Raw genomic sequence first — 26,320 nt, forward strand, 5'->3', positions numbered from 1 at the left:
ACGAGTACGAACAGGCGTACCGGACGAGACTGAAGCAACACCCGCAAGCCGCTTGATCACACGATCGCGGACTCCACGAAACTCGGGGCAGCTCATACAGCCAGGCAGGCGGATCCGACGCGGTGGACGAGATCGGAGATGCCCTGGACTGCAATCCCGACCGGATGACGATGGAAGGCGCGGACCGACTGATCACGCAGTACCGCGAGCTGGCAACGGACCCCGCCACGGGGGTCCGCAGGGAAGCCCAACAGATCCTGGCGAAGCTTCGGCCGCGCGAGGAATGGGCGCAGGACCCGGAGGTCGGCTCCTGACGCTCGGTTGGTCAAGGTCGACTGGGCCACGCGGCGCCCGAACAGCCTGGTCCTCCAGTGCGGAGCGGAATCAGCGCCCAGCGCTTCCTCTCGGTCACTGCGAACCCCGGCCGCCACAGGCCCACGGCTATGTCCGCCCCGGCACATACGCTGTCGCGACGGAACGGAGATCCTGAAGGTGGAGGCGGCATGTCCTTGACGTGGCTGGAGACGGAGGGCGGGCCGTTCATCGTGCTTCCACGCGATGTCCTGTCGCACTGGTCGGGAACGGAGGGCGACTACGACCGGGCCTGCGAGGTGAGGGGCCTCGTTGGTGTCCTCGGCCTGCCTGATGGAGCCGAGGCGCTCGTCCTCGGCGACGAACCGCTCTCCACCGCCTATCTCCCCGACCGCCGAGTCCTCGTCCGCTGGCACTACGCGGAGAGCGAGGAAGGTGTCGTCGACATCGTCCTGGCCGGACTTCCCACCGCCGAGTGGGAAGAAGGACCCGTACTGAGGACCGCGGGCGAGCTCGTCATGTTCGACGCCGCCTACTTCGGCACCGAGGTCGGGACGCTCGCCGAGAGCATCATCCTCGCCCTTGGTCCTGGGCACTACAGGGTGGACTCGGCAAGCATTCAGCCCGACGACCTGACCTGCTTCCGCGTCCACCGGTTCGTCGGGCCGGCCTGACCTGACGCTGGTGCAGAGGGGTCGCAAAGGCCCCGGCCGGCGGGCCGCACCGCCGCCGTGCCCCCGGGCGCCCACACGGCGAAACGGACCACGACCTCGTCCCCCCGGGAGTGGTCGATCGGCAGGTCTCGGTCGTCGTGGTCCAGGGACCGCGTCTCGGCCACGACCGGGCCGTGGGCGGCACGCCCCGTCGGAGCCGTTCACCGGCCCCGGCCGGCCGCGGCCGGGGGTGGCGGGCCCGCGACCGGGAAGAGGCTGTCGGCCCGGTCGAGGACCTCGGCGGCGGCCCGGTTGCGCCGGAAGGTCCGCAGCAGGGACCGCACCCGGGCGAGCTCGCGGTCCGCGTAGACGGACGCGATGCTCCCGTAGTGGGCAAGGAAGGCCTCGCAGTGGGCCGCCGCCTGGTCCGGAGCTCCCGAGGACACGGCGGAGCGGGCGATGGCGGAGTACGTCATGGCCAGGCCCATGTGCTCGTCGTCGGCCCACTGCCGCAGGGACGCCTCGAACGCCCTGAGGGCGGGCCGGGCCGCCCGGCAGGCGGACAGGACCATGCCCCTCCAGTAGTCGAACTCGGCGCGGGGACACCGCAGGAAGGGGTCGTCGTCGTCGGGCGCCACGTCGTAGCAGCGTTCGGCGGCCAGGAGGTCGGCGACGGCGTCGGACCGTTCGGCGGTGGCGGACCGGCAGACGGCGCGCTGGCCGAGGAGGAGGGCGCGGAGCGGGCCGTCGGGGATCCGTACGGCGGTAGCCTGTTCGGCGAGCTGGAAGGCCCGGGCGGTGTAGCCGAGTGACAGTGCCTGGAAGCTCAGTATGCGCAGGGAGAGGGCGTAGGTGGCCCGGTCGCCGCACCGCGCGGCGAGGTCGAGGGCACAGAGGAGGTACTGCTGGGCGAGGTGGTGGTGTCCGGCGTCGAGGGTCATCGCGCCCATCCGGTAGGTGAGCCGGGCCTGGTCGGCCGGCTGTCCCCCAAGGACGGGCCCGTTCGTCCGGTCCGCGTGGGCCAGGTAGCCGGCGAGCATCGGGCGGATGTTGATGCCGCCGTACCTGACGTGCAGTTCCTTGAACAGGGCCACCAGGTCGCCGGCCGCCCCGTGGGCGGCGAGAGGCTGCCGGTCGTCCGGGCACCCGGTGGATCGGGCCGGAAGCTGGGCGGAGTCGTAGATCCGCTCCCGTGCGCGTGGGCCGTGCTCGGGGTGCAGGTCTGTGCGCGCGAGTTCCATGACGCGGGGCAGGCCCCGCGGTCCGGTGGCCGAGGGCCCGCCCTGCCGTGCGGCCCCCTGCTGCCCGAGGCCGATGTCGGCCGTGCTGACGGGCCTTCGGAGACGTCGGCTGAAGGCCTCGGCGATGAGCTTGGGTGTCGGTTCCTTGGGCCTGGTGCCGGTGAGCCAGTGGGCGGGTGCTGTCCGGTGGTAGGACAGTTCGAGGCCCTGTGCGCGGGCCAGTCTGGTGACGGCCCGTACCAGTTCCCCGGTGCTCCACCGGGCTTCGGACAGCAACGCGGCCAGTAACAGGTTCGGCTGGCGCTCCTTCATGTGTCCCTCCTCGCTCGGTGCCGACAGCCGGTGGTGGGCTGACGAGGGCCGATCGACGGTGTCGCCGACCGGGACCCTCAGTCGCGGGCCAGCACGGTCATCGGCAGTCTGTCGGGGCGCGGGACCAGTGCCGCGACGGGGCGGACCCGGTGCCCGGGCACGGGGCGAAGGCGCCAGTGCGCGGCGATGTGGGCGACCGTCAGGGCCATCTCGGTCCTCGCGAAGAATTCGCCGATGCAGCGGTGGTAGCCGGCGGCGAAGGGGATGAACGCTCCCCGGGGGAGCCGTCGGCCGCGCTCCGGCAACCACCGGTCGGGGTCGAAGCGGTCGGGTTCCGCGTACAGCCGCGGGTCGCGGTGCAGCGCGTACAGGCTGAATCCCACTTCGGTGTCCGACGGGATCCGCACGCCGTCGATCTCGACCGGTGCGAGGGCCCGCCGGGTCCCCAGCGGCGGGGAGTACATCCGCTGCACCTCTTGGACCAGGCGGCCGGTGTACTCCAGGTCCGGGATGTCGGTGTAGGTGGCCGGCCGTCCGCCCAGGACGTCGGCGAGTTCCGCGTGGAGCCTGCGCTCCACCTCGGGGTACCGGGCGAGTTCGTGGAACACCCAGGCCATGGTGTGCGCGGTCGTCACGCTTCCGGCGCCCAGGATCGTGGTGATCTCGTCGCGGACCCGGGTGTCGCTCATGCGCTCGCCCGACGCGCTGTCGTGTGCCGTCAGCAGCCACGACAGCAGATCGTCGTGGGCGTCGGCGGTGTGGTGCTCGGCGATCAGGCGGTCGGTGGTGCGCCGCATCCGGTCCGCCGCGGAGTCGAACCGTCGGTTCATCGGGATCGGAACGTTGTCGAGCCACCGCGGCATCAGGGCGCGGGTGACGATGGTCCTGTCGAGCACGGGCATGCAGTACCGGATCTCCGCGGCCGCCTCGGGCCCGAGGTCGCAGGAGACCATCGCGTCGGCGATGATCCCGATGGCCATGTTCATCATCTCCTCCTCGACCCGCACCTCCAGGCCGGGCCGCCAGGAGTCGGTGAGGGCCTGGAGGTGCCGCGTCATGACCGAGGCGTAGAAGGGCATCCGGCTCTGGTGGAAGAGCGGTTGCATCAGCCGCCGCTGGCGGTGGTGGTTCTCCCCGTCGGAGGTTGCGAGGCCGTCCCCGAGGAGGCGGCGGGTCCGGGCGAAGAACCGGCCGCGGGCGAACGCGTGCGCGTCCTTCACCAGCACCTGGTGGAAGAGGCCGGGAGTGGTGACGAAGTACACCGGCAGCGGTCCGATGTCCACGCGGACCAGGTCCCCCGCCGCGTGCACGGAGCGCAGGAAGGGCAGGGTCTCCCGCGCCAGGGGCAGCGCGTGTCCGACGACGGGGAGCCGGTGGGGTGCGATCCGCACGGTGTCCGTCGGGCTGGTGATCACGGTGTCCTCACTCTCCTTCGGAGGAGTCCATGGCCTCCGACGTGAACCCGGGATCGAGTTCCGTTCCGGCGGAGTTCAGGAGGTAGGCGAACATCCGGTAGTGGCCGGCCAGCATGGTGATCTCGATCATCCCGGCGTGGTCGTACCGGGCGGCGAGGGCCTGCCAGGTGCGCTCGGACAGGCGGGCGCCGCGGTGGAGTTCGTGCGCGGCCCGGAGCAGGTGGCGGTCCTGGTCCGACCACGCCGGGTCCCCGGGTCCGCGCGGGATGCGCCGGATCTCCGTGCTCCGCAGTCCGGCGCTCCTGGCGAGCGGGACGTGGCGGCTCCACTCGTACCGGGCCCCGGCGAGGAAGACGGTGTACAGGATCAGCAGTTCCCGTTCGCGGTGCGGGAGGCGCCCGCGCGTCAGCAGGAAGAGCGAGAACGGTGCGAGGGCCTCCAGCAGGTCGGGGTGGTGCAGGAGCGTGCCGAAGACGTTGGGGACGCCGGGGCCGAGGACCTCGGGAACGCGAGCGGCGAGGGCGCGGTCCCGCTCGTCCCAGCGGTCCGCGGGCAGGGGGGCGATCCGTCGTGCGGGGGTGTCGTCCGGGGGCATCGGTGTGCGCTCCTTCAGAGGGAGTCCAGCCAGGCCTGCACGGCGGCGGCCGCCGGCCGGGCGTGCCGGCCGAGCACGGAGAAGTGATCGCCGGGCACGTCGACGGCGTGGTGGGGGAAGGGCCAGGCGAGGCCCATGGAGCTGTCCCGGGGGCGGAGGAACAGCGTCGGGGCGACGGCGGCGGCCGGGGACCGGTTCGCGATCAGGTCGCGGTAGGCGATCCCGGCCGTCAGGGCCGCGGCGGTGGGGAAGTCGGGGGTCGCGTGGTCGGCGACGCGGAACGCGGCCTCCTCGATGAGGGGGTGGGACCGGGTGCCCGGGGGGAGCGTGTCGAGGAGGACCAGGGTCGCGGCGGGTGCGGCGCGTCCGCGGAGCCGCTCGGCCAGGGCGTGGGCGAACCAGCCGCCGGAGGAGTGACCGAGCAGGACGACGCGGTCGGCGGTCGGCGCGGCGGCCAGCTCCTCGGCCCACAGGTCCAGCAGCAGATCGAGGGAGGCCGGCAGGGGTTCGCCGTCCCGGTAGCCCGGCGCCTGCAGGGCCCGGACGGCACGCCGTCCGGAGAATCCGGAGGCCAGCCGGGCGAAGGGGGAGGCGTCCGGCGGGGACCCGATGGCGGGCACGCACACCACCGCCGGGAGGTCCGGACCGTCGGCGAGCAGGAGGGGGCGGTGCTCCGGGGCCTCGGCGGCGGTGCGGAAGACCGGGCGTCGCCGGGCCCGCAGCTCCACCGGCCGGACCGCCCGCTCGTACTGGCGGTCCCTGCAGGCCTGGAGGAAGGAGGTGACCAGGTCGCCGTCGTCCCCGTCCGGCCGGGCCCGCCGTCCGTCGGAGGGCGCGGGCGCGGGGTCGGGGTCGGGGTCGGGGTCGGTGCCGGGGCCGGGGCCGGGGCCGGCCGCGGTGAGCACCCGGTCCAGGTGGCCGGCGAGTGCGGCGGGGGTGGGGTGGTCGAACACGGCCGTCGCCGTCAGCCGGGTGCCCAGGGCGCTGCTGAGCCGGTTGCGGAGCTCGGTGGACGCCAGGGAATCGAGTCCGGCGTCGCGGAACGGCGTTTCGGCGTCGACCGCCTCGGGGCCGGGGTGCCCCAGGACGGTCGCCGTGTGGGCCCGGACGAGGTCGACGAGCCGCTCGGCGCGCCGGTCGGGCTCCAGCCGCAGGAGCCGGGCGGTCTCCTCCGGGGCGCCTTCCGCCGCGGCGCCCCCGTCGGAGGTCGCGGCCCGTGCCGCGCCGCGCCGCGGGGTGTGCGCCGACAGGTCGGTGAAGAGGTCGGGGAGCGGCTCCCCCGCGGCGGCCGACGGCATGGGCGCCACAGCCAGCTGCGGTTCGTCCAGTTCCAGCGCCAGGTCGAAGCCGGCCAGGGCGCGCGCCGTCGACAGGGGCAGCAGGCCGTGGCGCTCGACCCGGCGCAGATCGGTGCGCGTCAGATGGGCGGTCATGCCGCTGGACCGCTCCCACAGGCCCCAGTTGACGGAGGTGGCGGTCAGTCCCAGGGCGCGCCGGTGGTGGGCCAGCGCGTCGAGGAAGGCGTTGGCGGCCGCGTAGTTGGCCTGGCCCGGGTAGCCCAGCAGGCCGCTCATGGAGGAGTAGAGCACGAAGGCCCGCAGGCCGCCGCCGAGGGTCAGCTCGTGCAGGTTGAGGGCGGCCTCGACCTTGGCGCGCAGCACGGTCCGCAGCCGTTCCGGGGTCAGGTCGGCGACCAGGCAGTCGTCGAGGACGCCCGCCGCGTGGACGACGGCGCTCAGCGGGTGCTCCGCCGGGACCGCCGCGAGGACCTCGGCGAGCGCCGCGCGGTCGGCCGCGTCGCAGGCCGGCAGTTCGACGGCGGCTCCGAGCGCGGACAGTTCCTCGGCGAGCTGCCGGGCGTGCGGGGCTGCGGCACCACGGCGGCCCACGAGCACCAGGCGGCGCACCCCGTGGGCGGTGACCAGGTGCCGTGCCAGTTCCGCGCCGAGCGTCCCGGTCCCTCCCGTGATCAGGACGGTGCCGGCGGGGCCCAGCCGCTCGGGCCCCTGGGTGAGGACCAGCTTGCCCGTCGAGCGGCCCTGGCTGAGGTGGCGCATGGCCGGGCGGGCGTGGCGGACGTTCCAGGACCGGGTGGGCAGCGGTCGCAGGGCCCCGGCGGCGAACATCTCGCCCAGCCTCCCGACGATCCTCCCCAACCGGTCGGGCGGCGCGCTGAGCAGGTCGACGACGTGGTAGGCGATCCCCGGGTAGCGGGCTCGGACGGCCTCGTCCTCCCTGACGTCGGTCTTGCCCAGTTCCACGTAGCGGCCGCCCGGACGCAGCAGCCGCAGGGAGGCGTCCACGAAGTCGCCCGCCAGGCTGCCGACGACCACGTCGAATCCCGTGCCACCGGTCGCCGAGCGGAGCCGTTCCTCGAAGTCCAGGCTCCGCGAGTCGGCGATCCGGTGCGCGGGAATGCCGAGGGACTCCACCAAGGGCCACTTGGGCCGGCCGGCGGTGGCGTGGATCTCGGCGCCCAGATGGGAGGCCAACTGGACGGCCGCCATGCCGAATCCGCCGGCGGCGGCGTGGATCAGCACCTTGTCGCCCCTGCGCACCGCGGCCCGCTCGACCAGCGCCTCGTACGCGGTGACGAAGACGCCGGTGACCCCGGCGGCCTGCTGGTCGCTCCAGTGGGCGGGCACCGGCAGCACCGAGCGGCGGTCGACCACCGCCAGGGAAGCGTGCAGGCCGTCCCGGCCGCCGACTCCGGCGAAGGCAGCCACCCGGTCGCCGATCCGCACCCCGGACACCCGCGCTCCGACGGCCACCACCTCCCCGGCGACCTCGCACCCGATGGACGTGCCGTCCACCTTGGCGAGGGCGGTCATCGGATCGCGGAAGTTCAGCCCACTCGCGTGGACCCGGATACGGAGCTGGTCGGGCTCCAGCGGCGCGAGGACGTCCGGCGCCGGAACGGCCGCCACCCCGTCCAGCGTGCCGCTGCGCGAGGGGGCCAGCCGCCAGGGCCTGCCGTCGGCCGGCAGGGGGATCAGGTCGCCGTCGTCGGGGAGGACCAGGCGGGGCACGTAGGCGGTGCCGCCGCGCAGCGCCACGGTCGGGTGGCCGCCAGCGATCCCCGCGGCCAGCGCGGGGATCGCCACCGGGCCGCCGTCGAGGTCGATCAGCTGGCACCGGCCCGGGTTCTCCCGCTGCGCCGTACGGATCAGTCCCGCGCACGCGGCGGCGGGCAAATCGGTCACGGAATCCCCGAACCGGACGCTGTGGGCACCGCGGACCAGGACCACCAGCCGTGTCCCGTGGAGCCGCTGGTCCGCCAGATGCCGCTGCAGGTCGCTCAGCAGCGCGCAGAGGCGCTCGTGGACCTCGTCGGCCCGCACGGTGGTGCCGCGGCCGTCCGGGGCGGCGCGCCGGTCGAGCAGGACGGCGTCGGGCGCGGCCGCTCCGGTGGCCAGCGCCTCCGCCAGGCCGGCGAGATCGGGGAAGCGCGCCGCGCCCGGAAGGTCCCGGCCGGGCCCGACGACGGCCCACCGGGCGCCGTCCTCCGATGAGTCGGGCTCGGCCAACGGCCGCCAGGCGATCCGGAAGACGCTGGGCTCGGCGGCGGCGAGCGCCGCACGCAGGGCCCTGGTCGTGGTGGGCCGTACCTGGAGGTCGTGGACGAGGGCCACGGTCCGTCCCGCGAGGTCGGTGACGCGGATGTCGAAGCCGCCGCCCGCCGTGGCGGTCACGGTGGAGCGCAGTGCACCGGCCCCGCGGGCGTACAGCCGCACCGAGCCGATGGAGTGAGGCAGGAGCGTCCGGTACTCCCCGTCCGTCTCCTGCGCCTCCTGCGGCCCCTGCGCCTCCGTCCGCCGCAGGGCGAGGAGGACGGGGTGCAGGGCCGCGTCCATGAGCGCCGGGTGGAGCTGGAACAGGGCCGCGTCGGCGCCGTCACGGCCGTTCGGCGCGGTCTCACCGTGGAACCCGGCGTCGTCGCGCCACAGGCCGTGGAGCCGGAACTCCGGGCCGTAGGCGTAGCCGCGGGTGTGAAGGTCCCGGTAGAGCCCTTCCACGGGGACCTCTTCCGCCGAAGCGGACGGCCAGGTCGTCATGCGTCCTCACATCCTCGGTCCGTCATCCTTGTTCCGTCTGTTCCGTCTGTTCCGTCTGTTCCGTCTGTTCCGTCTGTTCCGTCCGTTCCGTCCGTTCCGTCCCGACGGCCCCCGCGCCGGTGGCCTGGGCGTGGCACGTCCACCGTCCCAGGGCCGTACGGGAGTGCAGGGTCAGGGCGTGGCGGTCGGCCGCCCGCGGGACGCAGCTCACCCGGACGTCGACGGCGCCGCTGGAGGGCAGCGCGAGGGGTGCCTGGAGGACGACGTCCTCCAGGCGCTCGCAGCCGAGCCGGTCGGCGGCCCGGAGCAGCAGTTCCAGCATGCCGGTGGCGGGCAGCAGGACCGTGCCGTGCACGACGTGGCCGCCGAGCCAGGGGTGTTCGGACAGCGACAGGCTCCCGGTGAACACGGTGCCGCCGTCCGGCAGGTCGACCGCCGCGGCAAGCCAGGGGTGGCCGAGGGGGTCCAGACCCGCGTCCCGCAGGCCGGCTCCGGCCGGTTCCTCAGGCAGCCAGTGGCGGCGGTGCCGGAAGGCGTGGACGGGCAGGTCGACGGTGCGCGCCCCGGGGTAGAGGGCGCCCCAGTCCAACCGCGTACCAAGGGCGTTGGCGCGGGCGAGCGCGGTGGCGAAGGCCGTCGCCCCGTCCTGGTCCCGGTACAGGGTGGGCACCGCCGCGCCCTCGACGCCCGCGTCGGCCAGGATGTCGGCGACGGCCGCGGCCAGGACGGGATGCGGGGAGACCTCGACGAACTGCCGGTGCCCGGCGGCCACCGCCTCCCGCACGGCCGCATCGAAACGCACCGTCTCCCGCAGGTTGCGGTACCAGTACCCGGCGTCCAGCGCGGTGCGGTCGACGCGGCGCCCCAGGGTCGCGGAGAACACCGGTGTGTGTCCGGGCGCGCACGCCACGTCCCCCAGCAGCGCGAGGACCTCCTCGCGGACGGCGTCCATGTGCGGGCTGTGGGAGGCGTAGTCGACGGGCAGCCGCCGGGCGCGCACCCCCTCGCGGGCGCAGCACTCCAGTACCTCCGCGAGGGCGTCGCTGTCCCCGGCCACCACCGTCGCCGCCGGGCCGTTCTCCACCGCCACCTCCACCCGGCCCGCCCAGGGGGCGATCAGGAGCGCGGCCTTTGCGGCGGGAGCGGCCAGGGAGGCCATCCCTCCCCGGGAGGTGACGTGCCGCAGGGCCCGGCTGCGCAGCGCGACGACGCGGGCCGCCTCCTCCAGGGACAGCACCCCGGCGACGTGCGCGGCGGCGATCTCGCCCTGGCTGTGCCCGATCACCGCCGCGGGCCGGACACCGTGCGCACGCCACAGCCCGGCGAGCGCCACGTACACGGCGAACAGGGCGGGCTGGACGTACTCGGCCCGTGCCAGGGGCGGCGCGCCGGGCGATCCGCACGCGACGTCCTCGATGTCGACGTCGAGCCACGGCCGCAGGGCCTCGCCGCAGGCGCGCAGCGCGGACGCGAAGGCGGGCGAGGCCTCCATCAGCGCCGCGGCCATGCCCGGCCACTGGGCGCCCTGCCCGGGGAAGACGAAGACGGGGGCCGTACCGGGCAGGGCCTTCCCGCTCACCACCGCGGTGGACGCCTCTCCCCGTGCGAGGGCGTCGAGCCCGCCCAGCAACTCGTCGACACCGCCGCCGACCGCGGTGGCGCGGTACGGGAGCGCGCTGCGTGTCGTGGCCAGGGACCAGGCCACGTCGGCGGGGTCGGCCGTCGGCGTCGTGCGGACATGCCGCGCCAGGTGGGCGGCCTGGGCCCGCAGGCCCTCCTCACCGGCTCCGGACAGCGGCCACAGCCAGACCCCCGTCCCGTCCTTCCAGGCCTCGCCGTTCCCGGCCCCGTGGTTCCCGGTTCCGTCGTTCCCGGTTCCGTCGTCCTCGGCCGGACGGCCGGGGGCGGCGGTCCGCAGGTCGGCCGGCGCCTCCTCCAGCACCGCGTGCGCGTTGGTGCCGCTGATGCCGTACGCCAGGACCCCGGCCCGGCGCGGGCGCGGCCCGCGCGGCCAGGGCCGCGGCTCGTGCAGCAGCCGCACCGTCCCCGCGCTCCAGTCGACGGCCGGTGTGGGGTGCTCCGCGTGCAGGGTGGCGGGCAGGTGCTCGTGCTGGAGGGCCAGCACCATCTTCACCACGCCGGCCAGGCCCGCGACGGCGGTGGTGTGCCCGATGTTCGTCTTCACCGAACCGATCCACAGCGGGTCCTCGGGGGTCCGGTGGCTGCCGTAACAGGCCTGGAGCGACGCCGCCTCCACCGGGTCCCCCGCGCGGGTGCCCGGGCCGTGCGCCTCGACCACCCCGACGTCCCCGGGTTCCAGACCGGCGTCGCGCAGCGCGGCCCGGATGACGGCTTGCTGGGCCGGCCCGCTCGGGGTCGTCAGCCGGTCGCTGGCCCCGTCCTGGTTGATCGCGCTGCCGCGTACCAGGGCGAGCACCGGGTAACCGGCGGCCCGGGCCGACTCGAACGGCATCAGCACCACCGAGGCGACGCCCTCGGCCGGGGCGAACCCGTCCGCCTCGGCGGCGAAGGCCTTGCACCGCCCGTCCGGGGCGTACACCTTCAGCCGGGAGAACCACTTCAGCTGCTCGGGCGAGGCGATCACGGTGGCGCCGGCGGCGATCGCCACGTCGCACTCGCCGGCCCTCAGCGCCCGCACGGCGAGATGCAGGGCCACCAGGGAGGACGAGCATGCGGTGTCCACCGTGAGCGCCGGACCGTTCAGCCCCAGGGCGTAGGCGATCCGGCCCGACGCCACGCTGACCTGCGTACCCGTGAGGAGGTAACTCTCCAGTCCGGAAGGGGCGTTGCCGGTCAGCCGGCTGTAGCCGCTGTCGTTCATACCCACGTAGACGCCGGTGCGGCTGCCGTCCAGGCTCCTCGGGGCGATGTGCGCCCGCTCCAGCGCGTGCCAGCTGCTCTCCAGCAGCAGCCGCTGCTGGGGGTCCATCGCGGACGCCTCACGCGGGCCGATCCCGAACACCTCGGCGTCGAAGCCCGCCACGTCGTCGAGGAAGCCCGCCTCCCGGACGTACGTGGTGCCCTCGACGGTGTGGTCCGGGTCGTAGAGCCCGTCCAGCTTCCAACCGCGGTCCCGCGGCAGCCCCCTGGCCGAGTGCTCGCCCGCCGCCAGCATCCGCCAGAGCCCCTCCGGGGACGTCGCGGGCCCGGTGAATCGGCAGTCCATCCCCAGGACCGCTATCGGAACCCGCGTCTGCTCGCCGGGCGCCGCAACCGTGGACGGTTCGGTGGACATCAGGACCGCTCCTTTCGCAGAGGCCGCGGCGGCGGGTGCGGCGGAACCCCTGTCGCCGAGGTGCTGGGAGGTCGGGCTCCCGCGCCTCGACGGCGTGCCCGGAGAGCGGCGGGGGCACAGGACCCGCGGCCGGGGAGGACCGGCGATCACCATTGCCCGTCCGGGCCGGTAGCGCTTCCGAAGTGAATCCGCCGATATGGGAAACGATGCACGATTCCGCCGGGGCGGCCTAGACTCCCGCGCTGGTCGATGCGTGAAAGCGTTGAAACCCCGGCGACCCTGCCCGCGGCGGTCGGACCGTGGCCGCGGTGGACCGGCGAGACGGTCCTCGAGATGCCCGGGCAGCCGTTCAGGGCTGTCTCCGCCCCGGGGTCGACGTGCCCCCTGTCCGGCGGGGCCGGACAGGCAGGACCGCGGGGCGGTTTGCCGATCAGTCAGGTGATCTGTCGGATGACGGTGGCGAGGTTCCAGTAGGCGACCTCGGTGCGGAAGCGCCCGTCGGGCGAGAAGGTGAAGACGCTCAGCCCGTGTTTCGTGAAGCGGCGGCCCATCACGGCGTTCTCGGTGAGGCCGGGGAAGTGCCCGACCACTGTGGCGGAGAGCGTCCACCGGGTGGCGATCTCGCCGTTCTCCCCCACCAGGTAGCCGTCGAGGGTGAGTTGGTGGTCGTGGAACGCGGTGAACCAGACTTCTCCGGCCTTGCGGAGCCCGGGCTTGTCCTCCACCGCCATCTCCACGGCGAGGTCCTCCACACGGAGGTCGTCGGCGTAGCACGACAGGTACGCTTCGAGGTCGTCGGCGGACACGGCATCCGCCCAGGTGCGGAACAGTCTGTCTCGTTCTGCCGGGATGTTCATGGTTCCTCCGTTCTCCGACAGCGGCGGGAGAAGTGCTCCTCCACCGGTCAAGCGGTCAAGCGGTCCGGCGGTCCGGCAGGCGGGGCTCGGGCGCAGGGCCTGTCAGGCGCGCCCGGGACGCACTGCCGCGCCCCGGGCACGGGTCGCGGTCCCCCTCCGGCCCGCCGGGCAGGTCATTCGGCGATCGTCGTGTGGTAGGCCCACCGATACGTCGGTTCGTACTCGGCGTCGGTGGTGCGCTCCTCACGTTCGTAGTGCTCGTAGCCGTTGCGCCAGCGGTACGTCAGCCGGTCGGCGTCCTCGCGGACGGGCGGCGGCGGTGTCCGCAGGAGCTCCTCCGGACCTCCGACGAGGTGGGGCTCGGTGAATCTGTCCATCGTTCGTTCACTCCCTCAGGTGAGGATCCGGACGGGTCCGGAGGGTGTCGGCCGATGCTCCCCGAGGGGGCTCCGTGAAGATGAGCGGGCCGGCTCCGTCGCCGTGCTGCCGTTCGGCGTCGTCCCGGGTGTGCGACAGGTCGTCAGCGGTACGGACACCTGTCCGGGTGCCGCTCAGGTCCACCGGGGGCCCCGGAACGCTCGAGCGCCTTCCGGGCGACCTCCGCGAACAGCCGGTGCCGCGGGTCGACCCGCGCACCTGCCGCCGGGCCCGTCCCGAACCGTGCGGGGGCGAACGCCCCGACGCCGGAGGCCAGGTAGCGCCCCCGACGCATCCGCTCGGCGACCTCGGGAACCACGTCGCCCGGCTCGTCGCACGACCGGCGCTTCGGCGGCAGGGTCCCTGCGGCGTCGGCGCCGGAGCAGAGGAAAGCCCGCAGCGCTGCGGGAGAATCGGCGGGGAGAGTGTTGACGCCGCGACGTCACACCCGTGGACAAATAGTTAATATGTACGAAAACAACCATTCCGCCCCGGTTAGGCCGTGTCAAGGGGGTGGCGGGTGGCGGCATAAGCCAGAGCCGGCTCTCCTCGCCATGAGGCGACGGCGGCCTCGCCCTCGATACCGAAGCCGTCGACGCCGCCCTGCCGCTCGCGAAGGTCGCCACCCCGCCCCGCCCGACGCCATCGCGGTCGGGTGAGCACCGCGCCGACCGGAGCCCGCCACTTGATCGGGTGAACCTCGGCGGACGGCACCATCGCGGCGCAGCGTGGGCGAGGTTGAACACGACCCGTGCCGCGCGCGGCTCCGGCCGCTGGTCGACGCAGGTTCCCGCAGAACGCCTCGGTCGTGCCGCCCACTGCCGCAAGCCGGTCCTGCCGAAGTTCCGGGTACGACGGTCAAGGGGTCTCGGAGATGGTCAGGAGGGTCTGTTTCCGCGGGAGCGGCTTGTGCAGCCGGGGTGGCCTGTCTGATCGGCGTGCCGGGTTCCAGCCAGGCGGCCGTTACCGCCTATCCCACGGCTGACCTCGATGTGAGGTACGGAAGCACCTACGCGACGGGCACCGTGGCCTTCTACGGTCGCTCGGTGGAGGCCCGGGTTGCGTACAGGTCGGTGGATCCGCTCGACTGTCGGTTCGTAGTGGTTCAGGCGCTCGACTCACTCGGCCACCAGATCGACGCCGGGTCGTACGGCACCACCCCGGGAGTCTGCGGCGCTTCGACGTCCTGGCACATCCGCGACGTGCCGGCAGACGTCCCGGGCGGCGCCGCCTCGGTCCGAGTGGTCCTGAATTCCTCCAGCAAGACGGACGGTGCCGAGAGGGTCCTCGCTTCGCAGCGGGTCTTCCCCTGACCGATCGCTGCAGAAGGAGCGCGGGCTGTTCCGAAGTCAGGCCTGGTGGGGCCACGACGTCTACGAGGACCGCCACCTGCTGTGGAAGCGCGGCATCAGGCCGATGACCGCCCGACGCGGCGCCGCCCGCGGGTCCGGACCCGGCACGGTGCACCGGGTCGTGGAGCGCGCCTTCGCCTGGCTCCCCTCCGGCCGCGTGAGTGCTCCCCCGAAGGCGGTCCTTCGCGGCGGCACCACTGCCGGCAGCGGTGCACCGCAACCACCGGGTGACGGCATCAGGGGTGGGAGCCACGCCGCGTGGTGAAGCTGACAGGCAAGGAAACGAGGCCCCGGCTGCGGAACGAAGGCCGCCAGAGCAGTTGCTCACGGGAAACGTCGAGCCGGATTCCCCGGAGCCGCTCCCCGAGGACTTCGAGAGCCACTTGGAGCTCCAGCCGCGCCAGTGGCGCTCCCAGGCAATAGTGAATTCCGTGACCGAAGGTGAGGCTACTGCGTTCTGCCCGGGTCAGCTGCAGACTCGAAGCCGAGCGGTAGGCGCGCTCGTCGTGATTGGCGGAGGAGAGGCAGAGGAGGACGCTGTCGCCGGCACTGATCTTCCTGCCGTACAGGATCGCGTCCTGGACGGCGAACCGGCGGGTGGCGTAGGGCCCGGGCGTGCGGAAGCGGATCAACTCCGAGATGGCCGCGTCCGTGATGCCGACCTGCAGTGAGTCCGGCGACGCGCCCTCGTCAAGCAGCGCCAGGACGCTGTTGCCGATCAGGTGGACGGTGTTCTCGTATCCGGCGAAGAGGATGAGCGAGGCGAGCGAAGTGAGTTCGTCGTCCGTGAGGCTGCCGTGCGTGTCGCGCGCGGAGATCATGGCCGACAGGAGATCGTCCTGGAGATTGCGGCGCTTCTCGGTGATGCAGGAACGCAGGAACTCGACAATAAGACCTACGGTCCGCCGGATCGTCGTTCCGTCGGAAGGATCGGCCTCGAAAAGGATGCCGATCCAGTTCTGGAACGTCGCGTACTCGGATGTCTCGATGCCGAGCAGTTCGGAGATGATCCGGGTCGGGAAGGGGCCGGCAAAGTCCTTGATGAGGTCCGCTTTCCCTTTTTCGGCGAAGCCGTCCACCAGTCCATGCGCGACGGTGTGAGCCTTCTCGCGCATGCCCTCGATTCGACTTGCAGTGAAAGCGCCTGAGACCAGCCTTCGAATCCTGGTGTGGTCCGGAGGGTCCATGTTCAGCAGATTCGCGTCGAGTGCGGGCGGGAGGCCCGCCCCACCCCTGGCATCGGAGGAGTTCTGCTTGCTGGCCGAGAACAGTGGATTGGACAGCACGGCGCGGATGTCGTCATACCGGGTGACCAACCAGACCGACACCCCCTCCGGGGTGCGGGCCCACATGACGGGGTGCGCCTCCCGAAGATGCGCGAAAGTCGCTTCGGGGTCGTCGAAATACGCCGAGTCGAAGATGTCCGGATTTCCGCTGCAGCAAGGGCGATGGATCATGATGTCCTGTGATCTGGTGCGTAGTGGTTTCGATGAGCCGTGTTCGGCGCTATCCGACGAAGGCGAAGTAGCTGGCGATGCTTCCGAGCGAGAAGCCGACGAGACCGCGCGGCAGCAATGCGGTGAAACACAGGTGCATGGCAACGCCGGCAGCAATCGCGAAAGGACGCAGCGGGCCGAAGCACAGCCCGATCGGGACGATGAATTCGAGAGCAATGACAGCCCAGGCGACGGTTCGCCAGAACTGCAGGCTGGCGGGCCCGGTATTTCCGATTCTCTGAACGATGAACCGAGGGTAGTAGAACTCCCGGTACGGGAGCCGCTCGCGCACCCGGGCCCCGGTCTGGACCCACTGGGCCAGTAGCAGGCCGCTGCGGAAGTGCTCCGACCGCGCCTTGATCCACGCACTGTTCCAGTACATGTTCGTCGTCACAAGAACAATGAGGAACTGCGCCCAGGTGTTCTTGTTGCTCATGTCGTGGCCGTTGTTCGGAATTCCTGCGCCCAGGTTGCCGGCGCAGCAGAGGGCGGCGCACAGCAGAGCGAGATATATGGTGTTGAATCGATTCAGGTACGACAACTCGAAGACGAGGCCGAGGGCGACGGCGGCTGCGGCGAGGTTCGGCGCAAGGCCCACTGTCAGCGCCAGGCTGGAAAGCAGCCGGACGACGAGCACCGGCCGGTAGTAGCGGCACACCAGGGCGCCGGTTCTCGGTCCGAATCCGCGAATGAGCAGGTATCTGCTGTAGGTGCCGGGATCGAGCCTGTTCCAGCCTCCGTTGGGGAAGCTCCCGATGAACTTCATGAGGCAGGCAAGGCCGACAACAATGCGGACATACTGCAGCTGCGCGTCATGCGTGGTCGAGCTGAAGCCGGATGTGAGAGCATCAAACCACCACATGGCCGTCCACCACCTTTACCTCGCTCTCCCCTTCGGAGTAGAAGATCCTCCCTGCCCCCTGGATTTCCTCATATGTTTCCGAGAGGTGGTCCACCAGCCACTGGAGTTCCGTCGAGGTGATGGAGAAGTGTCCCGAGGGGAGATGGTCGAAGATGTTGATTTCCTCGTAGCGGCCGTTTCGTTTGCCTTTCAGGTCAATGACAACGGCGCATCCGCGACTGAACATCGGCCAGCTCAGCACCCGGCCGGGCGGCTGGAGGAAGCCGACCAGGACCATCCTGGTCACCAGGAGAGCGACAACCGCAAGCTCTACGGCCTCGACCCACCAGGAAGATCGGCTGAAGATCTCCCCCATCATTCTCCTCGCTTTCCGTCGAATCCCGCCCCGAGCGCCAGCACCTTTACCACAGAAAAATCGTCCGATGTGCTCAGATCCACCGTCAGGGGTTCATGGCCGGTGACCCGGGTGACCGATGCGGACAGCCACGCCTGCTCGGTCGCGAAGTCCGGGAACTCCGTGCCACTGGCGGCATGGACCTCTGCCCAGTCGATCCCGGGCGGCACCGGATCCGGTCGTCGAACGGAGCTCGAGCGCGCCTGCCGGTAGATGGCCGTGATGTCGTCGCGGCTTCCCGAGATTGCCGTGAGTCGGCTCTGGGCGGACTCGGAGAGCGCGCGGGACAATGCGATCGCGGCCTCAGCATGGGCGCCGTAGCCGACCGCCATGACAGGGAAGTCCTCGCTCCAGAGGCGTACAGCGAAGCAGAATACGTCCCACTGGTTGGGAAGGGACCGGATTTCCAGATATGCGCCGGCCCGCAGGAATCGATCGGCCAGTTCGGCGCACTGGCCCCCGAGCGTCTCGGGCCGGACGTGGCGATGTCGGCCGGCCGGGACGGATGCGACGATGTCGCGTTCGATGAGCTCGTACAGCGCGTGCACGACGGCCTCCGCGCGGGTGTTGCCGGAGGCCAGGCCGTTGGTGCTGGCTCTCAGCCCCGGCGGCTGCCAGACGGTCCTCCTGTCATCGGCGAGCGACACCGCCCTCAGCGGTACCGGTTTGACCTCTGCCGTTTGCAGACCGACCGCGGCCACCCAGTCGAGCGGGTACGAGGAAGTCAGCAGACTTCCGGCCTCGCAGTCGAGCAACGTCACGTCGTAGGGCAGCTCCAGGTGCTCAGCGCTCACGTTCCGGGCCAGCAGGGTGGGACACGCCTCCTCGGCATGCCAGAACTCGATGGCTTCCATCGCTGCGGAAACCCTGGCGAGTTGCATCGTCACGCCCTTGCCCTGCGAGACGCTGAGCGTCTGCGACAACGGGCGCGCCGCCATTGCGACCGGCACTCCGAAGATGTCCAGGTCGGTCACGTCCGCTACCCGGGTGATGCCGTACTCGTACAGCTGAGGAGCAATGATCTCCCAGGTCTCATCGGCAGTCCTGGCTCGATAGGTTCCGGCGAGGCGCTTACGTGGTTCATCGGCCCGGGGGGGCGTTGTCATCTGATCGTCCCTGGTGTCATGCATCACTGCCCTGCCCATCCTCGTGGAGTGCGAGTTGGTGTCGCAGGAGGAAGAATCGAGCTGCCTCGACCGCTTCGTGGAAGCTGCGGAAGCCCCGGTCCTGGGCCGCGAGCCGCAGGTCGATGTCTCCACGGCCGGGCGGCCGCCAGATCTGAACGAGGTGCTCCTCAAGGAGTTCAGGACGCAGGTTGAGCAGTTCGTAGCCCGGATCGAGCCGGCGGAACTCCTCGTTCACCAGGTGCGCTTCGGCAGCGGCCTGGCGGGCCACCGGTAGGCTCGGGTAGAGCCACGGCGCGTCGACGAGCAACTCCGCTGCGGTACGGGGGCTTCGGAACGATCGGACCAGCAGGCGGAGCAGCAGTTCGGACCCTGTCAGGGACGACTGTTCGACGTCCGACGTCCACGAACTGAACTGCTTGTGCGTCAGGGCCCGGCGGGTGATGCCGAGTTCTCCCGCCGCTGCCAGCGCACCGTCTTCGAGGAGGGTTGCCGGCAGCTCGGACGAGAGCGCTGCGATCACACCAAGCGCATGTTGCCGCCATCGACGGGGAAAGCCGTCATCGTAGAGCTGAACGAACTGGACGGCAGTGGCAGTGCCCACGTGCACGCCCTCCACCGGTTCGCCCGTGAACTCGGCCGCCCAACTGCGCAGGTGAGTCGAGCGCCAGGCGTCGGAGCGCATCCAGTCGAGGGGCGCTCCAGTAGGTGGGGAACCGTGCGCGACCTCGCGGAGGGTCTCAAGGGCATCGGCTCTCTTGATGTCCCGGATGCCGGGACTCACGGCCGTCCGACTCAGAGCCGCTCGCAGCGCTTCGTCGAGTTCGGCGTCCGACGCCACCCGTCGTTCGAGCAGCTGCCAGGACCGTTCGGTGTACGGGAGGAGTCGCGCCGCCTCGATGAGTCGAGCGGCAGCGCTTGCTGTGATGGCGCCGACCGCCGAGGCGTGTTGAAGCACATGGCGGATGTTCACCAACGACTCGGAGAGGCGCCGGTACTCGGGGGCCTCCCCGTGCGAGACCGCGACCTCGCCGTCAGCATCGATGACGCCGTCGCGGTAGAGGGAGTACACAGTGCCACGGCCGATCATGCCGAGTGCGTCGAGTTCGGCGGCACGGAGCGCGCCCATGCTGGAGCATCCGATCACCGTGGCGCCGGAGGCGAGGACTTCCAGGATCTCCTTGTGCCGAACCGCGCCGCTCTGGTGGTAGTGGCCGTCGATGATGACGACCGTATCGGTGGAGCCGAATCGAAGGCGGAGCAGGTCCCCGTGACTGATCGGAGGATGAATGTGCGCATCTGGGACGATTGCCCGCGCCTCCGCCGCGGAGACTGTGGGGCCGGCGAAGACATGGACGGCCATGGTGCGGCTCCTCAGCCTCTGCGAGCTCGTAATCGGACCGGCGCGGGCGATGGCATGACCGAATCCGGCCGTGCCATCGCCCGCAGGGCAGCTATATCAGGAAGCTGCCGCTGGTACTTACTTCACGTACTGGTAGGCGTGGGCCTCACTGGCGCCCTTGGCATCGACCTTGTGGCCAAAGCTCTTCGAGGCGGTCTCGGCACCCTTGAGGCCGATGACCTTCTTGATGATCTCCTTCACGAGTTTCCTCCTGAATAGGTCCGGACATGACGGATGAGCAGCACGACCGGAACTCAGTGTGCGCTCATCCTGTCGCACCGTATACGGTTGTCATGGAAAGAACAACACCCTCAACACCCCGGGGGAAATCTGCCGCCGGACCAATGGACGCGCCTTTCATTCGCCTATCGCAGCGTTCACGATGTATACGCCGATTGCGTCGGCTGTCTCATCTGTCGCGGTTTGACGGCAGGCTCGACACGGGTCCTCGCATGCGGCAACATCGTCGTCCATGACAGTCAGCAACAGTCCGGCTACCCGCAGGGCTCCACTCTGGCGGCACCGGAGCTTCATGCTGCTCTGGTCCGGACAGTCCGTCAGCGTCATGGGCACGGCGGTCACTTCGATCGCTCTTCCGATGACGGCATTGACCACTCTGCACGCGTCGGCATTCCAAGTGGGTGCGCTGGCTGCTCTCGGCCAGCTACCGACGCTCCTCGTAGCACTTCCGGCAGGAGCCCTTGTCGACAGAATGCGGAAGAAGCCCGTGATGCTCGCCTGCGATGTCGGGAGGGCCGTGCTCCTCGCCAGCGTCCCGCTCGCCGCGGCCCTGGGCGTTCTGAACATGGCCCAGCTCTTCTCGGTCGCCTTTCTCAGCGCGGCTCTCGGAGTCTTCTTCGATGCCGCGTACCAGAGCTACGTCCCCCTACTCGTCCCTTCCGATCGCCTCATGGAGGCGAACGGCAAGATCGGCACGGTGGAAGCATTTTCGCAGTTTGCCGGGCCGAGTGCCGGCGGTAGTCTGGTGGCTGTTCTCGGAGGGGCGAGAACCATAGGTTTCGACTCCCTTTCGTTTGCTGTCAGCGCCATTTTTCTGGGTCTCATCAAGGATGGCGAAAAGGCTGTGCGGGCCTCTGGTTCCACGACCGGGTTGCGGGCCGAGATCGCAGCAGGACTCAGATTCGTCCTCCGGCATTCCGTCATTCGCTCAGTCGTTCTGTGCAACGGTGCGATCTCATACTTCCTGGCCATGGTGACGACGGCATGGATCGTCTACGTGGTACGGGAGCTCGGCTGGTCCCCCTCGGCAGCGGGCTTGGTGCTCGGCATCAGCTCGCTCGGGGGTGTGGTCGGCGGCATCGTGGCGAAGAGGCTGGTTGACGCCTACGGCATCCCGCGCGTGCTCCTGGGCGCTGTACTGGCGTACGCGCCCGGTGAACTCTCCACGATTGTCGTGCCCAAGGGGGTGACCGGCCAGATCGTCGTGACCCTCGCCTTCACACTGCTCATAACGGCGGTCGTCATCTACAACGTCGCACAACGAACGCTGCGGCAGCTGCTGTGCCCGCCGGAGATGCTGGGGCGGACCAACGCATCAGCGCGGTGGCTGCAGTGGGGCTTCATGCCACTGGGCTCGCTGACCGCAGGCGCCGTCAGCTCCTGGGCAGGAAGTCGTACCACGCTGCTGGTGTGCGTCGTCGGCCTGGCCGCCGCCGCTGCTCTCCTGCACCTCTCCCCTGTCCGCACCGCCTCCCGCTCCCTCGGAGCCGAATCTCGCGAACTGCAGGTCGCATCATGAACTCGTCGCCGATTCCCACGCCCTCCCCGACGATCGGGGACGCCTTTGGACAAGTGCTGTTGCGGTGCTGGAGCCGTGACGGGCGTTCAGGAACTGCTTTCGAAGCCGTCGAGAGGGAGGACGGCTTCATCGGGATCTCCGACGCCGCGAGGTACTTCGCCCCTCAGGACGCGTGGGAGCCGATGGAACGTGAAGCGTGTCAGAGGGCGAACGGGCGGGTTCTCGATGTCGGATGCGGTGCCGGGCGGCACGCCCTCGCCCTGATGTCCCGCGGGCGCCAAGTGGTAGGGATCGACGCGTCCCCAGGCGCCGTCTCGGTCAGTCGGGACCGAGGCGTTGACGCCCGTGAAGGAACGGCGGCAGCACCTGGCCCGGATCTGGGCTTCTTCGACACCATCCTGCTGTGCGGACAGAACTTCGGGTTGCTGGAGAGTCGGACAACGGCCCGGCAGGTGCTTTCGGCACTGGCAGCGGTGGCATCGCCCGGTGCCTCCCTCATCGGCACCGGTGTCGATCACACCAGGCTGACCAGTCCGGTACACGCCGACTACTACGGTTCGAATGCCGCTCGGGGCCGTATGCCTGGCCAGAGCCGTATCAGGGTCCGGAGCGGGCCCCTGTCGACTCACTGGTTCGACTACCTCTTCCTGTCCCCCGGCGAACTCTCCAGCCTGGTGGCGGGGTCCGGCTGGACACTCTCCGCCGTACGGTCGGACGGTGCCGACTACCTCGCGCACCTCCGTCTTGGCTGAAAGCCAAGGTCGGCAGTGGCTGACGGCGGGGTCCGCGCCGGGGTACCGCTCCTTGTCGAAACCGGGTGGGCCTCCCCTCGCGGTCGGGGCTCCGACTCGGTCACGGTCGGGTTCGCCCCGGGGCAGCCCGTGACGGTCTCGGCGTGCTGGTGCAGGGCGGCCAGGAGTGCGGTCTGCTGGCCGGTCAGCCTGCCGCCGGTGCGGGCCGCCGCCTGCTTGAGATGACGGTGCCTTCGATGACATCCACCGACTCCCGCAGCACCCGAGCCTCGTCGATGACGGCCAGGTCCCACGCGGGCAGACCGTGCAGCCGGGGCCTCAACGATGCACTCGAGCAGGGCGTGGGTGGCGCAGACGGTGACCGGTCGGCCGTCGGAGCGCCGTGCTGTCCGCATTGCGGAACACGCTGGTGCCCGCCGCGCAACTGTGGTTGCCTGGCCGCATGATCGTGCTCGTGACCCGCCGCCACGTGGACTACACGCGCGTCACGACCACGAGTTGTCCCACCGCCCGCTGACGCGGCGCCGTGGTGATCCTTCCGCGCTGAAGCCGCGATCCGCGTACCCACTCCACCCGGAGCTGCCGTACGCCCGTTCCCCGCACCCGCCGCCCACATCGGCGCCAGCCCGGTCCGCCGGGCTCCACATGTGTACGAGGAGAAGCATGAGCCAGCCGACCGACGCCGTCACCGCCGACCGCACGCCCGACGGCGGAACCGCCGGGTCCACCGCCCCCGCCTGGTCCTTCGAGACCCAGCAGCTGCACGCCGGCGCCGTGCCCGACCCCACCACCGGGGCCCGGGCGGTCCCGATCTACCAGACCAGCTCGTTCGTCTTCCGCGACACCCAGCACGCGGCCGACCTCTTCTCGCTCGCCGAGGCCGGGAACATCTACACCCGCCTCCACAACCCCACCCAGGACGTCTTCGAGCAGCGGATCGCCACCCTGGAAGGAGGGGTCGCCGCCGTGGCGGTCGCCTCCGGCCAGGCCGCCGAGACCCTCGCCATCCTCAACCTCGCGAGCGCCGGCGACCACATCGTCTCCAGCGCCTCCCTCTACGGCGGGACGTACAACCTCTTCCGGCATACCCTGCCGAAGTTCGGGATCGAGGTGTCCTTCGTCGAGGACCCGGACGACCTCGACGCCTGGCGCGCCGCCATCCGGCCCGAGACGAAGGCCCTGTTCGCGGAGACCCTCGGCAACCCGCGCGGCAACGTCCTCGACATCCGCGCCGTCGCCGACGTCGCCCACGAGGCCGGGATCCCGCTGATCGTCGACAACACCGTCCCCACCCCCTACCTGCTGCGCCCCATCGAGCACGGGGCCGATGTCGTCGTCCACTCGGCGACCAAGTTCCTCGGCGGCCACGGCACCACCCTCGGAGGTGTCGTCGTCGACGCCGGGACCTTCGACTTCGGCGCCCACGCCGAGCGCTTCCCCGACTACAACGAGCCGGACCCCAGCTACCACGGCCTGCGCTACTGGCCCGCCCTCGGGCCCGGCGCGTACGCCGTCAAGCTGCGCGTCCAGCTGCTGCGCGACCTCGGGCCGGCCATCGCGCCGCACTCCGCCTTCCTACTGCTGCAGGGCGTGGAGACGCTGAGCCTGCGCATGGAGCGGCACTCGTCCAACGCCCAGGCGCTCGCCGAGTGGCTGGAGCAGCGCGACGAGGTCGCCGCCGTCCACTACGCCGGACTGCCCTCCAACCGCTGGTACGAGACCGGGCGCCGCTACCTCCCGCGCGGTGCCGGGGCCGTGTTCTGCTTCGAGCTGCGCGGCGGGGTCGAGGCCGGCAAGCGCTTCGTGGACGCCGTCGACCTCTTCAGCCACCTCGCCAACATCGGCGACGTGCGCAGCCTCATCATCCACCCGGCCTCCACCACGCACAGCCAGCTCGACGAGGAGCAGCTCGCCGCCACCGGCACCTCTCCGGGTCTGCTGAGGCTGTCGGTCGGCATCGAGAACCTGGAGGACCTCAAGGCGGACCTCGAAGCCGGCTTCCGCGCCGCGAAGGAGGCGTCCTGAACACCGCTGACGGGACCATCCCGCAGGGGACGCCCCCTCCCGCCACCGGCGCGTGGCGGGAGGGGGCTCCGCCCGGGCGCCGCCAGTGGTACGACCGCACGGAGCCCCTGGCGCTCGAGGCAGGCGGCCGGCTCTCCGGCGTGCGGCTGGCGTACGAGACCTGGGGACGGCTCGCGCCCGACCGTTCCAACGCGGTCCTCGTCCTGCACGCGCTCACCGGCGACAGCCATGCCGCCGGTGAGGCCGGGCCCGGTCACCCGACCTCCGGGTGGTGGGACGCGCTGATCGGGCCGGGCCGTGCCCTCGACACCGACCGCTGGTTCGTGGTGGCGCCCAACGTCCTGGGCGGCTGCCAGGGCAGCACCGGGCCTGCCTCGCTCCGCCCCGACGGGCGGTACTGGGGCGGGTCCTTCCCGCGCCTGACCCAGCGCGACCAGGTGCTGGCCGAGGCCGGACTCGCCGACGCGCTGGGCATCGAGCGCTGGGCTCTCGTGGTCGGCGGCTCCATGGGCGGGATGCGCGCGCTGGAGTGGGCCGTCTCCCGCCCGGAGCGGGTCGCCTCGCTGTTCCTGCTCGCCTGCACGGCGGTGGCGAGCGCGGACCAGATCGCCTGGGCCACCGCCCAGGTCCACGCGATCCGCGCCGACCCGCACTGGCGCGGCGGCCACTACCACGGCGCCGCTCCCGGACAGGGCCCGCACGCGGGTCTCGGCATCGCCCGGCGCCTCGCCCACATCACCTACCGCGGCGCCGAGGAGCTCGACGCCCGCTTCGGCAACCGCGCCCAGGCCGGCGAGGACCCCTGGGCGGGCGGCCGCTACCAGGTCGAGTCCTATCTGGACCACCACGCCGCCAAGCTGGTCCGGCGCTTCGACGCGGCCAGCTACGTGGTGCTGGCCGAGGCGATGAACGCCCATGACACGGGCCGGGGACGCGACGGCACCCGCGCCGCCCTGGCCCGGGTGACCGCGCGGACGCTGGTGGCGGGGGTCGACACCGACCGCCTCTACCCGTTCGCGCAGCAGGAGGAGCTCGCCGCCCGCATCCCCTCCGCCGACCGGGCCCGGGTGATCTCCTCGCCGTACGGCCACGACGGGTTCCTCATCGAGACGACGCAGGTCGCGGGGCTGATAAGGGAACTCCTGGACGACGTACGGGAGCCGTCGACCACCCTCCCCGGCGGGTGAGGACCCCGGCGCGGGCCCTTCGGGGCAGTCCCGTCACCCCCGAGGCGAAGAATCCCGGCCGCCCGGCAGCGGCCGGGACCTCGTTCTTCGGCACCACAGGAGGTGTTCGAGGGCGTCTGCACGTCATAGCACTCGTACGGGGCGGCCCCGTGGAGGTCGTTTCCCGCTCAAGTCGTCTGCCCGCTGCTGCAGGGTCGTGCAGCCGCGTGGCGCCCCGTTCGCAATGTCCTCGTATCTAGCCGCGGCTTCCCCCGCCGGCATGGCGTGCTCCCTTCCGGGGTGCTCGCCAACCCGTGCTCGGTGCTGATTGATCGCAAGTAGGCCACCGGCCCGAACACACCGGGATCCGACCACAGCAGCGCGAGGTCCGCCAGGCAGTCACCGCCCAGTGCCACCGTCGGCGCGAGATCCAGCAGGAGCTTGCCTGGGTCGTCCACCGCCCACCAGGATCGTCCACCTGCGCCACGACCTGTCGCACTCAGCCTTGGGCCTGCTGTTCGATGTCGACCTCTCAAGAATCAGCCTGGCCTTCGGCCGTCATCGACCACGGGCGATGCTTCGGTGCCGGTCCGTCAGCCCCCACTCCGACCGGGTGCGCCACCGCCGCGACGGCGGATGACAGATGGGTCGGGCTGCAGGGCGCCCCGGGTGTTGGAGGCGATCGGGTTGCCCTACCGATGCGTCGTCCGGCCGTGCTCGCGGAGGCTCACGTGATTTCGGGAGAGTGAGGACGTTTCGGCTGGTCGGACAGCGTCGGCACGGCGGCAAGGTGTCGGGCCGGCATGTTGGGACCACTGCCGCGCGCGGCATTCGGGTCCATGGTCGCGATCCTTCTTGGCCGAGACGGCGCGGGC

Annotated in this window: 20 protein-coding genes and 2 pseudogenes; 8 read left to right on the top strand and 14 right to left on the bottom strand. The window is 71.3% G+C overall.

Going from position 1 to position 26,320, the window contains the following annotated elements; translation table 11 throughout:
• The first annotated feature begins 122 nt into the window (after positions 1 to 122).
• Positions 123 to 314, top strand: a complete 192-nt coding sequence (locus tag ACFVFS_RS19910; protein ID WP_380625907.1) for a hypothetical protein — start codon at positions 123 to 125, stop codon at positions 312 to 314.
• A gap of 189 nt (positions 315 to 503) precedes the next feature.
• Positions 504 to 986 (top strand): Imm21 family immunity protein, encoded by a 483-nt coding sequence (locus ACFVFS_RS19915; protein WP_380625909.1) that lies wholly within the window; start codon positions 504 to 506, stop codon positions 984 to 986.
• Between the two features lie 200 nt (positions 987 to 1,186).
• Here ACFVFS_RS19915 and ACFVFS_RS19920 read toward each other — a convergent pair whose 3' ends face one another.
• The 8 genes and pseudogenes from ACFVFS_RS19920 to ACFVFS_RS19955 all read right to left on the bottom strand — a co-directional run.
• Positions 1,187 to 2,518, bottom strand: a complete 1,332-nt coding sequence (locus ACFVFS_RS19920) for a hypothetical protein (protein WP_380625911.1) — start codon at positions 2,516 to 2,518, stop codon at positions 1,187 to 1,189.
• Between the two features lie 77 nt (positions 2,519 to 2,595).
• Positions 2,596 to 3,933, bottom strand: a complete 1,338-nt coding sequence (locus tag ACFVFS_RS19925; protein WP_380625913.1) for a cytochrome P450 — start codon at positions 3,931 to 3,933, stop codon at positions 2,596 to 2,598.
• A 7-nt stretch (positions 3,934 to 3,940) separates the two neighbouring features.
• Positions 3,941 to 4,528 carry a carboxymuconolactone decarboxylase family protein gene (locus tag ACFVFS_RS19930; protein WP_380625914.1) on the bottom strand — a complete coding sequence of 196 codons (588 nt, stop codon included), beginning with the start codon at positions 4,526 to 4,528 and terminating at the stop codon, positions 3,941 to 3,943.
• Between the two features lie 14 nt (positions 4,529 to 4,542).
• The gene (locus ACFVFS_RS19935; RefSeq protein WP_380625915.1) at positions 4,543 to 8,583 is read right to left on the bottom strand and encodes an SDR family NAD(P)-dependent oxidoreductase; all 4,041 of its coding nucleotides are present in this window, start codon (positions 8,581 to 8,583) and stop codon (positions 4,543 to 4,545) included.
• A 22-nt stretch (positions 8,584 to 8,605) separates the two neighbouring features.
• Entirely contained in the window at positions 8,606 to 11,839 is a 3,234-nt protein-coding gene (locus tag ACFVFS_RS19940) for a type I polyketide synthase (protein WP_380625916.1), read from the bottom strand.
• A gap of 434 nt (positions 11,840 to 12,273) precedes the next feature.
• Positions 12,274 to 12,696 carry a nuclear transport factor 2 family protein gene (locus ACFVFS_RS19945; RefSeq protein ID WP_380625917.1) on the bottom strand — a complete coding sequence of 141 codons (423 nt, stop codon included), beginning with the start codon at positions 12,694 to 12,696 and terminating at the stop codon, positions 12,274 to 12,276.
• A 173-nt stretch (positions 12,697 to 12,869) separates the two neighbouring features.
• Positions 12,870 to 13,073, bottom strand: a complete 204-nt coding sequence (locus tag ACFVFS_RS19950) for a DUF5988 family protein (RefSeq protein ID WP_380625918.1) — start codon at positions 13,071 to 13,073, stop codon at positions 12,870 to 12,872.
• 143 nt (positions 13,074 to 13,216) lie between these two features.
• Positions 13,217 to 13,516: pseudogene (locus ACFVFS_RS19955) on the bottom strand (beta-ketoacyl synthase N-terminal-like domain-containing protein); the annotation flags it as partial.
• 517 nt (positions 13,517 to 14,033) lie between these two features.
• On the opposite strand from ACFVFS_RS19955, the gene ACFVFS_RS19960 reads away from it, so the two are divergent.
• The gene (locus ACFVFS_RS19960) at positions 14,034 to 14,426 is read left to right on the top strand and encodes a hypothetical protein (RefSeq protein ID WP_380625982.1); all 393 of its coding nucleotides are present in this window, start codon (positions 14,034 to 14,036) and stop codon (positions 14,424 to 14,426) included.
• Position 14,427: 1 nt separating this feature from the next.
• Positions 14,428 to 14,610 (top strand): annotated as a pseudogene (locus ACFVFS_RS19965) (IS5/IS1182 family transposase); the annotation flags it as partial.
• 91 nt (positions 14,611 to 14,701) lie between these two features.
• On the opposite strand, the gene ACFVFS_RS19970 reads toward ACFVFS_RS19965, so the two are convergent.
• The 6 genes from ACFVFS_RS19970 to ACFVFS_RS19995 all read right to left on the bottom strand — a co-directional run bounded on the left by ACFVFS_RS19970 (position 14,702) and on the right by ACFVFS_RS19995 (position 19,944).
• Positions 14,702 to 15,922: a cytochrome P450 gene (locus ACFVFS_RS19970; RefSeq protein ID WP_380625919.1), complete on the bottom strand. Its 1,221-nt coding sequence runs from the start codon at positions 15,920 to 15,922 to the stop codon at positions 14,702 to 14,704.
• Positions 15,923 to 15,971: 49 nt separating this feature from the next.
• Positions 15,972 to 16,823, bottom strand: a complete 852-nt coding sequence (locus tag ACFVFS_RS19975; RefSeq protein ID WP_380625920.1) for a MauE/DoxX family redox-associated membrane protein — start codon at positions 16,821 to 16,823, stop codon at positions 15,972 to 15,974.
• The gene (locus tag ACFVFS_RS19980) at positions 16,810 to 17,178 is read right to left on the bottom strand and encodes a hypothetical protein (RefSeq protein WP_380625921.1); all 369 of its coding nucleotides are present in this window, start codon (positions 17,176 to 17,178) and stop codon (positions 16,810 to 16,812) included. Before ACFVFS_RS19980 ends, ACFVFS_RS19975 begins: the two co-directional genes overlap by 14 nt.
• Entirely contained in the window at positions 17,178 to 18,347 is a 1,170-nt protein-coding gene (locus ACFVFS_RS19985) for a YcaO-like family protein (RefSeq protein WP_380625976.1), read from the bottom strand. Before ACFVFS_RS19985 ends, ACFVFS_RS19980 begins: the two co-directional genes overlap by 1 nt.
• Positions 18,340 to 19,704, bottom strand: a complete 1,365-nt coding sequence (locus ACFVFS_RS19990; protein ID WP_380625922.1) for a TfuA-like protein — start codon at positions 19,702 to 19,704, stop codon at positions 18,340 to 18,342. The genes ACFVFS_RS19985 and ACFVFS_RS19990 overlap by 8 nt, the downstream gene beginning before the upstream one ends.
• Before the next feature lie 117 nt (positions 19,705 to 19,821).
• Positions 19,822 to 19,944, bottom strand: a complete 123-nt coding sequence (locus ACFVFS_RS19995) for a hypothetical protein (protein WP_380625923.1) — start codon at positions 19,942 to 19,944, stop codon at positions 19,822 to 19,824.
• A gap of 271 nt (positions 19,945 to 20,215) precedes the next feature.
• Here ACFVFS_RS19995 and ACFVFS_RS20000 point away from each other — a divergent pair, with 271 nt between their 5' ends.
• The 4 genes from ACFVFS_RS20000 to ACFVFS_RS20015 all read left to right on the top strand — a co-directional run bounded on the left by ACFVFS_RS20000 (position 20,216) and on the right by ACFVFS_RS20015 (position 25,466).
• Entirely contained in the window at positions 20,216 to 21,502 is a 1,287-nt protein-coding gene (locus ACFVFS_RS20000) for an MFS transporter (RefSeq protein ID WP_380625924.1), read from the top strand.
• The gene (locus ACFVFS_RS20005; protein ID WP_380625925.1) at positions 21,499 to 22,254 is read left to right on the top strand and encodes a class I SAM-dependent methyltransferase; all 756 of its coding nucleotides are present in this window, start codon (positions 21,499 to 21,501) and stop codon (positions 22,252 to 22,254) included. Before ACFVFS_RS20000 ends, ACFVFS_RS20005 begins: the two co-directional genes overlap by 4 nt.
• Before the next feature lie 663 nt (positions 22,255 to 22,917).
• Entirely contained in the window at positions 22,918 to 24,279 is a 1,362-nt protein-coding gene (locus tag ACFVFS_RS20010) for a bifunctional o-acetylhomoserine/o-acetylserine sulfhydrylase (protein ID WP_380625926.1), read from the top strand.
• Between the two features lie 17 nt (positions 24,280 to 24,296).
• Complete coding sequence (locus ACFVFS_RS20015; protein ID WP_380625977.1) at positions 24,297 to 25,466, top strand: homoserine O-acetyltransferase; 1,170 nt, start codon at positions 24,297 to 24,299, stop codon at positions 25,464 to 25,466.
• Positions 25,467 to 26,320 lie beyond the last annotated feature (854 nt).

The sequence above is a fragment of the Kitasatospora sp. NPDC057692 genome (assembly GCF_042799475.1).
In the GTDB taxonomy this organism is placed as follows: Bacteria; Actinomycetota; Actinomycetes; order Streptomycetales; family Streptomycetaceae; genus Kitasatospora.

Excerpts from the sequence above, each read along its gene's own strand:
- ACFVFS_RS19915 (WP_380625909.1), top strand. The coding sequence starts at position 504 with ATGTCCTTGACGTGGCTGGAGACGGAGGGCGGGCCGTTCATCGTGCTT.
- ACFVFS_RS19920 (WP_380625911.1), bottom strand. The coding sequence starts at position 2,518 with ATGAAGGAGCGCCAGCCGAACCTGTTACTGGCCGCGTTGCTGTCCGAA.
- ACFVFS_RS19930 (WP_380625914.1), bottom strand. The coding sequence starts at position 4,528 with ATGCCCCCGGACGACACCCCCGCACGACGGATCGCCCCCCTGCCCGCG.
- ACFVFS_RS19935 (WP_380625915.1), bottom strand. The coding sequence starts at position 8,583 with ATGACGACCTGGCCGTCCGCTTCGGCGGAAGAGGTCCCCGTGGAAGGG.
- ACFVFS_RS19940 (WP_380625916.1), bottom strand. The coding sequence starts at position 11,839 with ATGTCCACCGAACCGTCCACGGTTGCGGCGCCCGGCGAGCAGACGCGG.
- ACFVFS_RS19945 (WP_380625917.1), bottom strand. The coding sequence starts at position 12,696 with ATGAACATCCCGGCAGAACGAGACAGACTGTTCCGCACCTGGGCGGAT.
- ACFVFS_RS19950 (WP_380625918.1), bottom strand. The coding sequence starts at position 13,073 with ATGGACAGATTCACCGAGCCCCACCTCGTCGGAGGTCCGGAGGAGCTC.
- ACFVFS_RS19970 (WP_380625919.1), bottom strand. The coding sequence starts at position 15,922 with ATGATCCATCGCCCTTGCTGCAGCGGAAATCCGGACATCTTCGACTCG.
- ACFVFS_RS19975 (WP_380625920.1), bottom strand. The coding sequence starts at position 16,823 with ATGTGGTGGTTTGATGCTCTCACATCCGGCTTCAGCTCGACCACGCAT.
- ACFVFS_RS19980 (WP_380625921.1), bottom strand. The coding sequence starts at position 17,178 with ATGGGGGAGATCTTCAGCCGATCTTCCTGGTGGGTCGAGGCCGTAGAG.
- ACFVFS_RS19985 (WP_380625976.1), bottom strand. The coding sequence starts at position 18,347 with ATGCATGACACCAGGGACGATCAGATGACAACGCCCCCCCGGGCCGAT.
- ACFVFS_RS19990 (WP_380625922.1), bottom strand. The coding sequence starts at position 19,704 with ATGGCCGTCCATGTCTTCGCCGGCCCCACAGTCTCCGCGGCGGAGGCG.
- ACFVFS_RS20000 (WP_380625924.1), top strand. The coding sequence starts at position 20,216 with ATGACAGTCAGCAACAGTCCGGCTACCCGCAGGGCTCCACTCTGGCGG.
- ACFVFS_RS20005 (WP_380625925.1), top strand. The coding sequence starts at position 21,499 with ATGAACTCGTCGCCGATTCCCACGCCCTCCCCGACGATCGGGGACGCC.
- ACFVFS_RS20010 (WP_380625926.1), top strand. The coding sequence starts at position 22,918 with ATGAGCCAGCCGACCGACGCCGTCACCGCCGACCGCACGCCCGACGGC.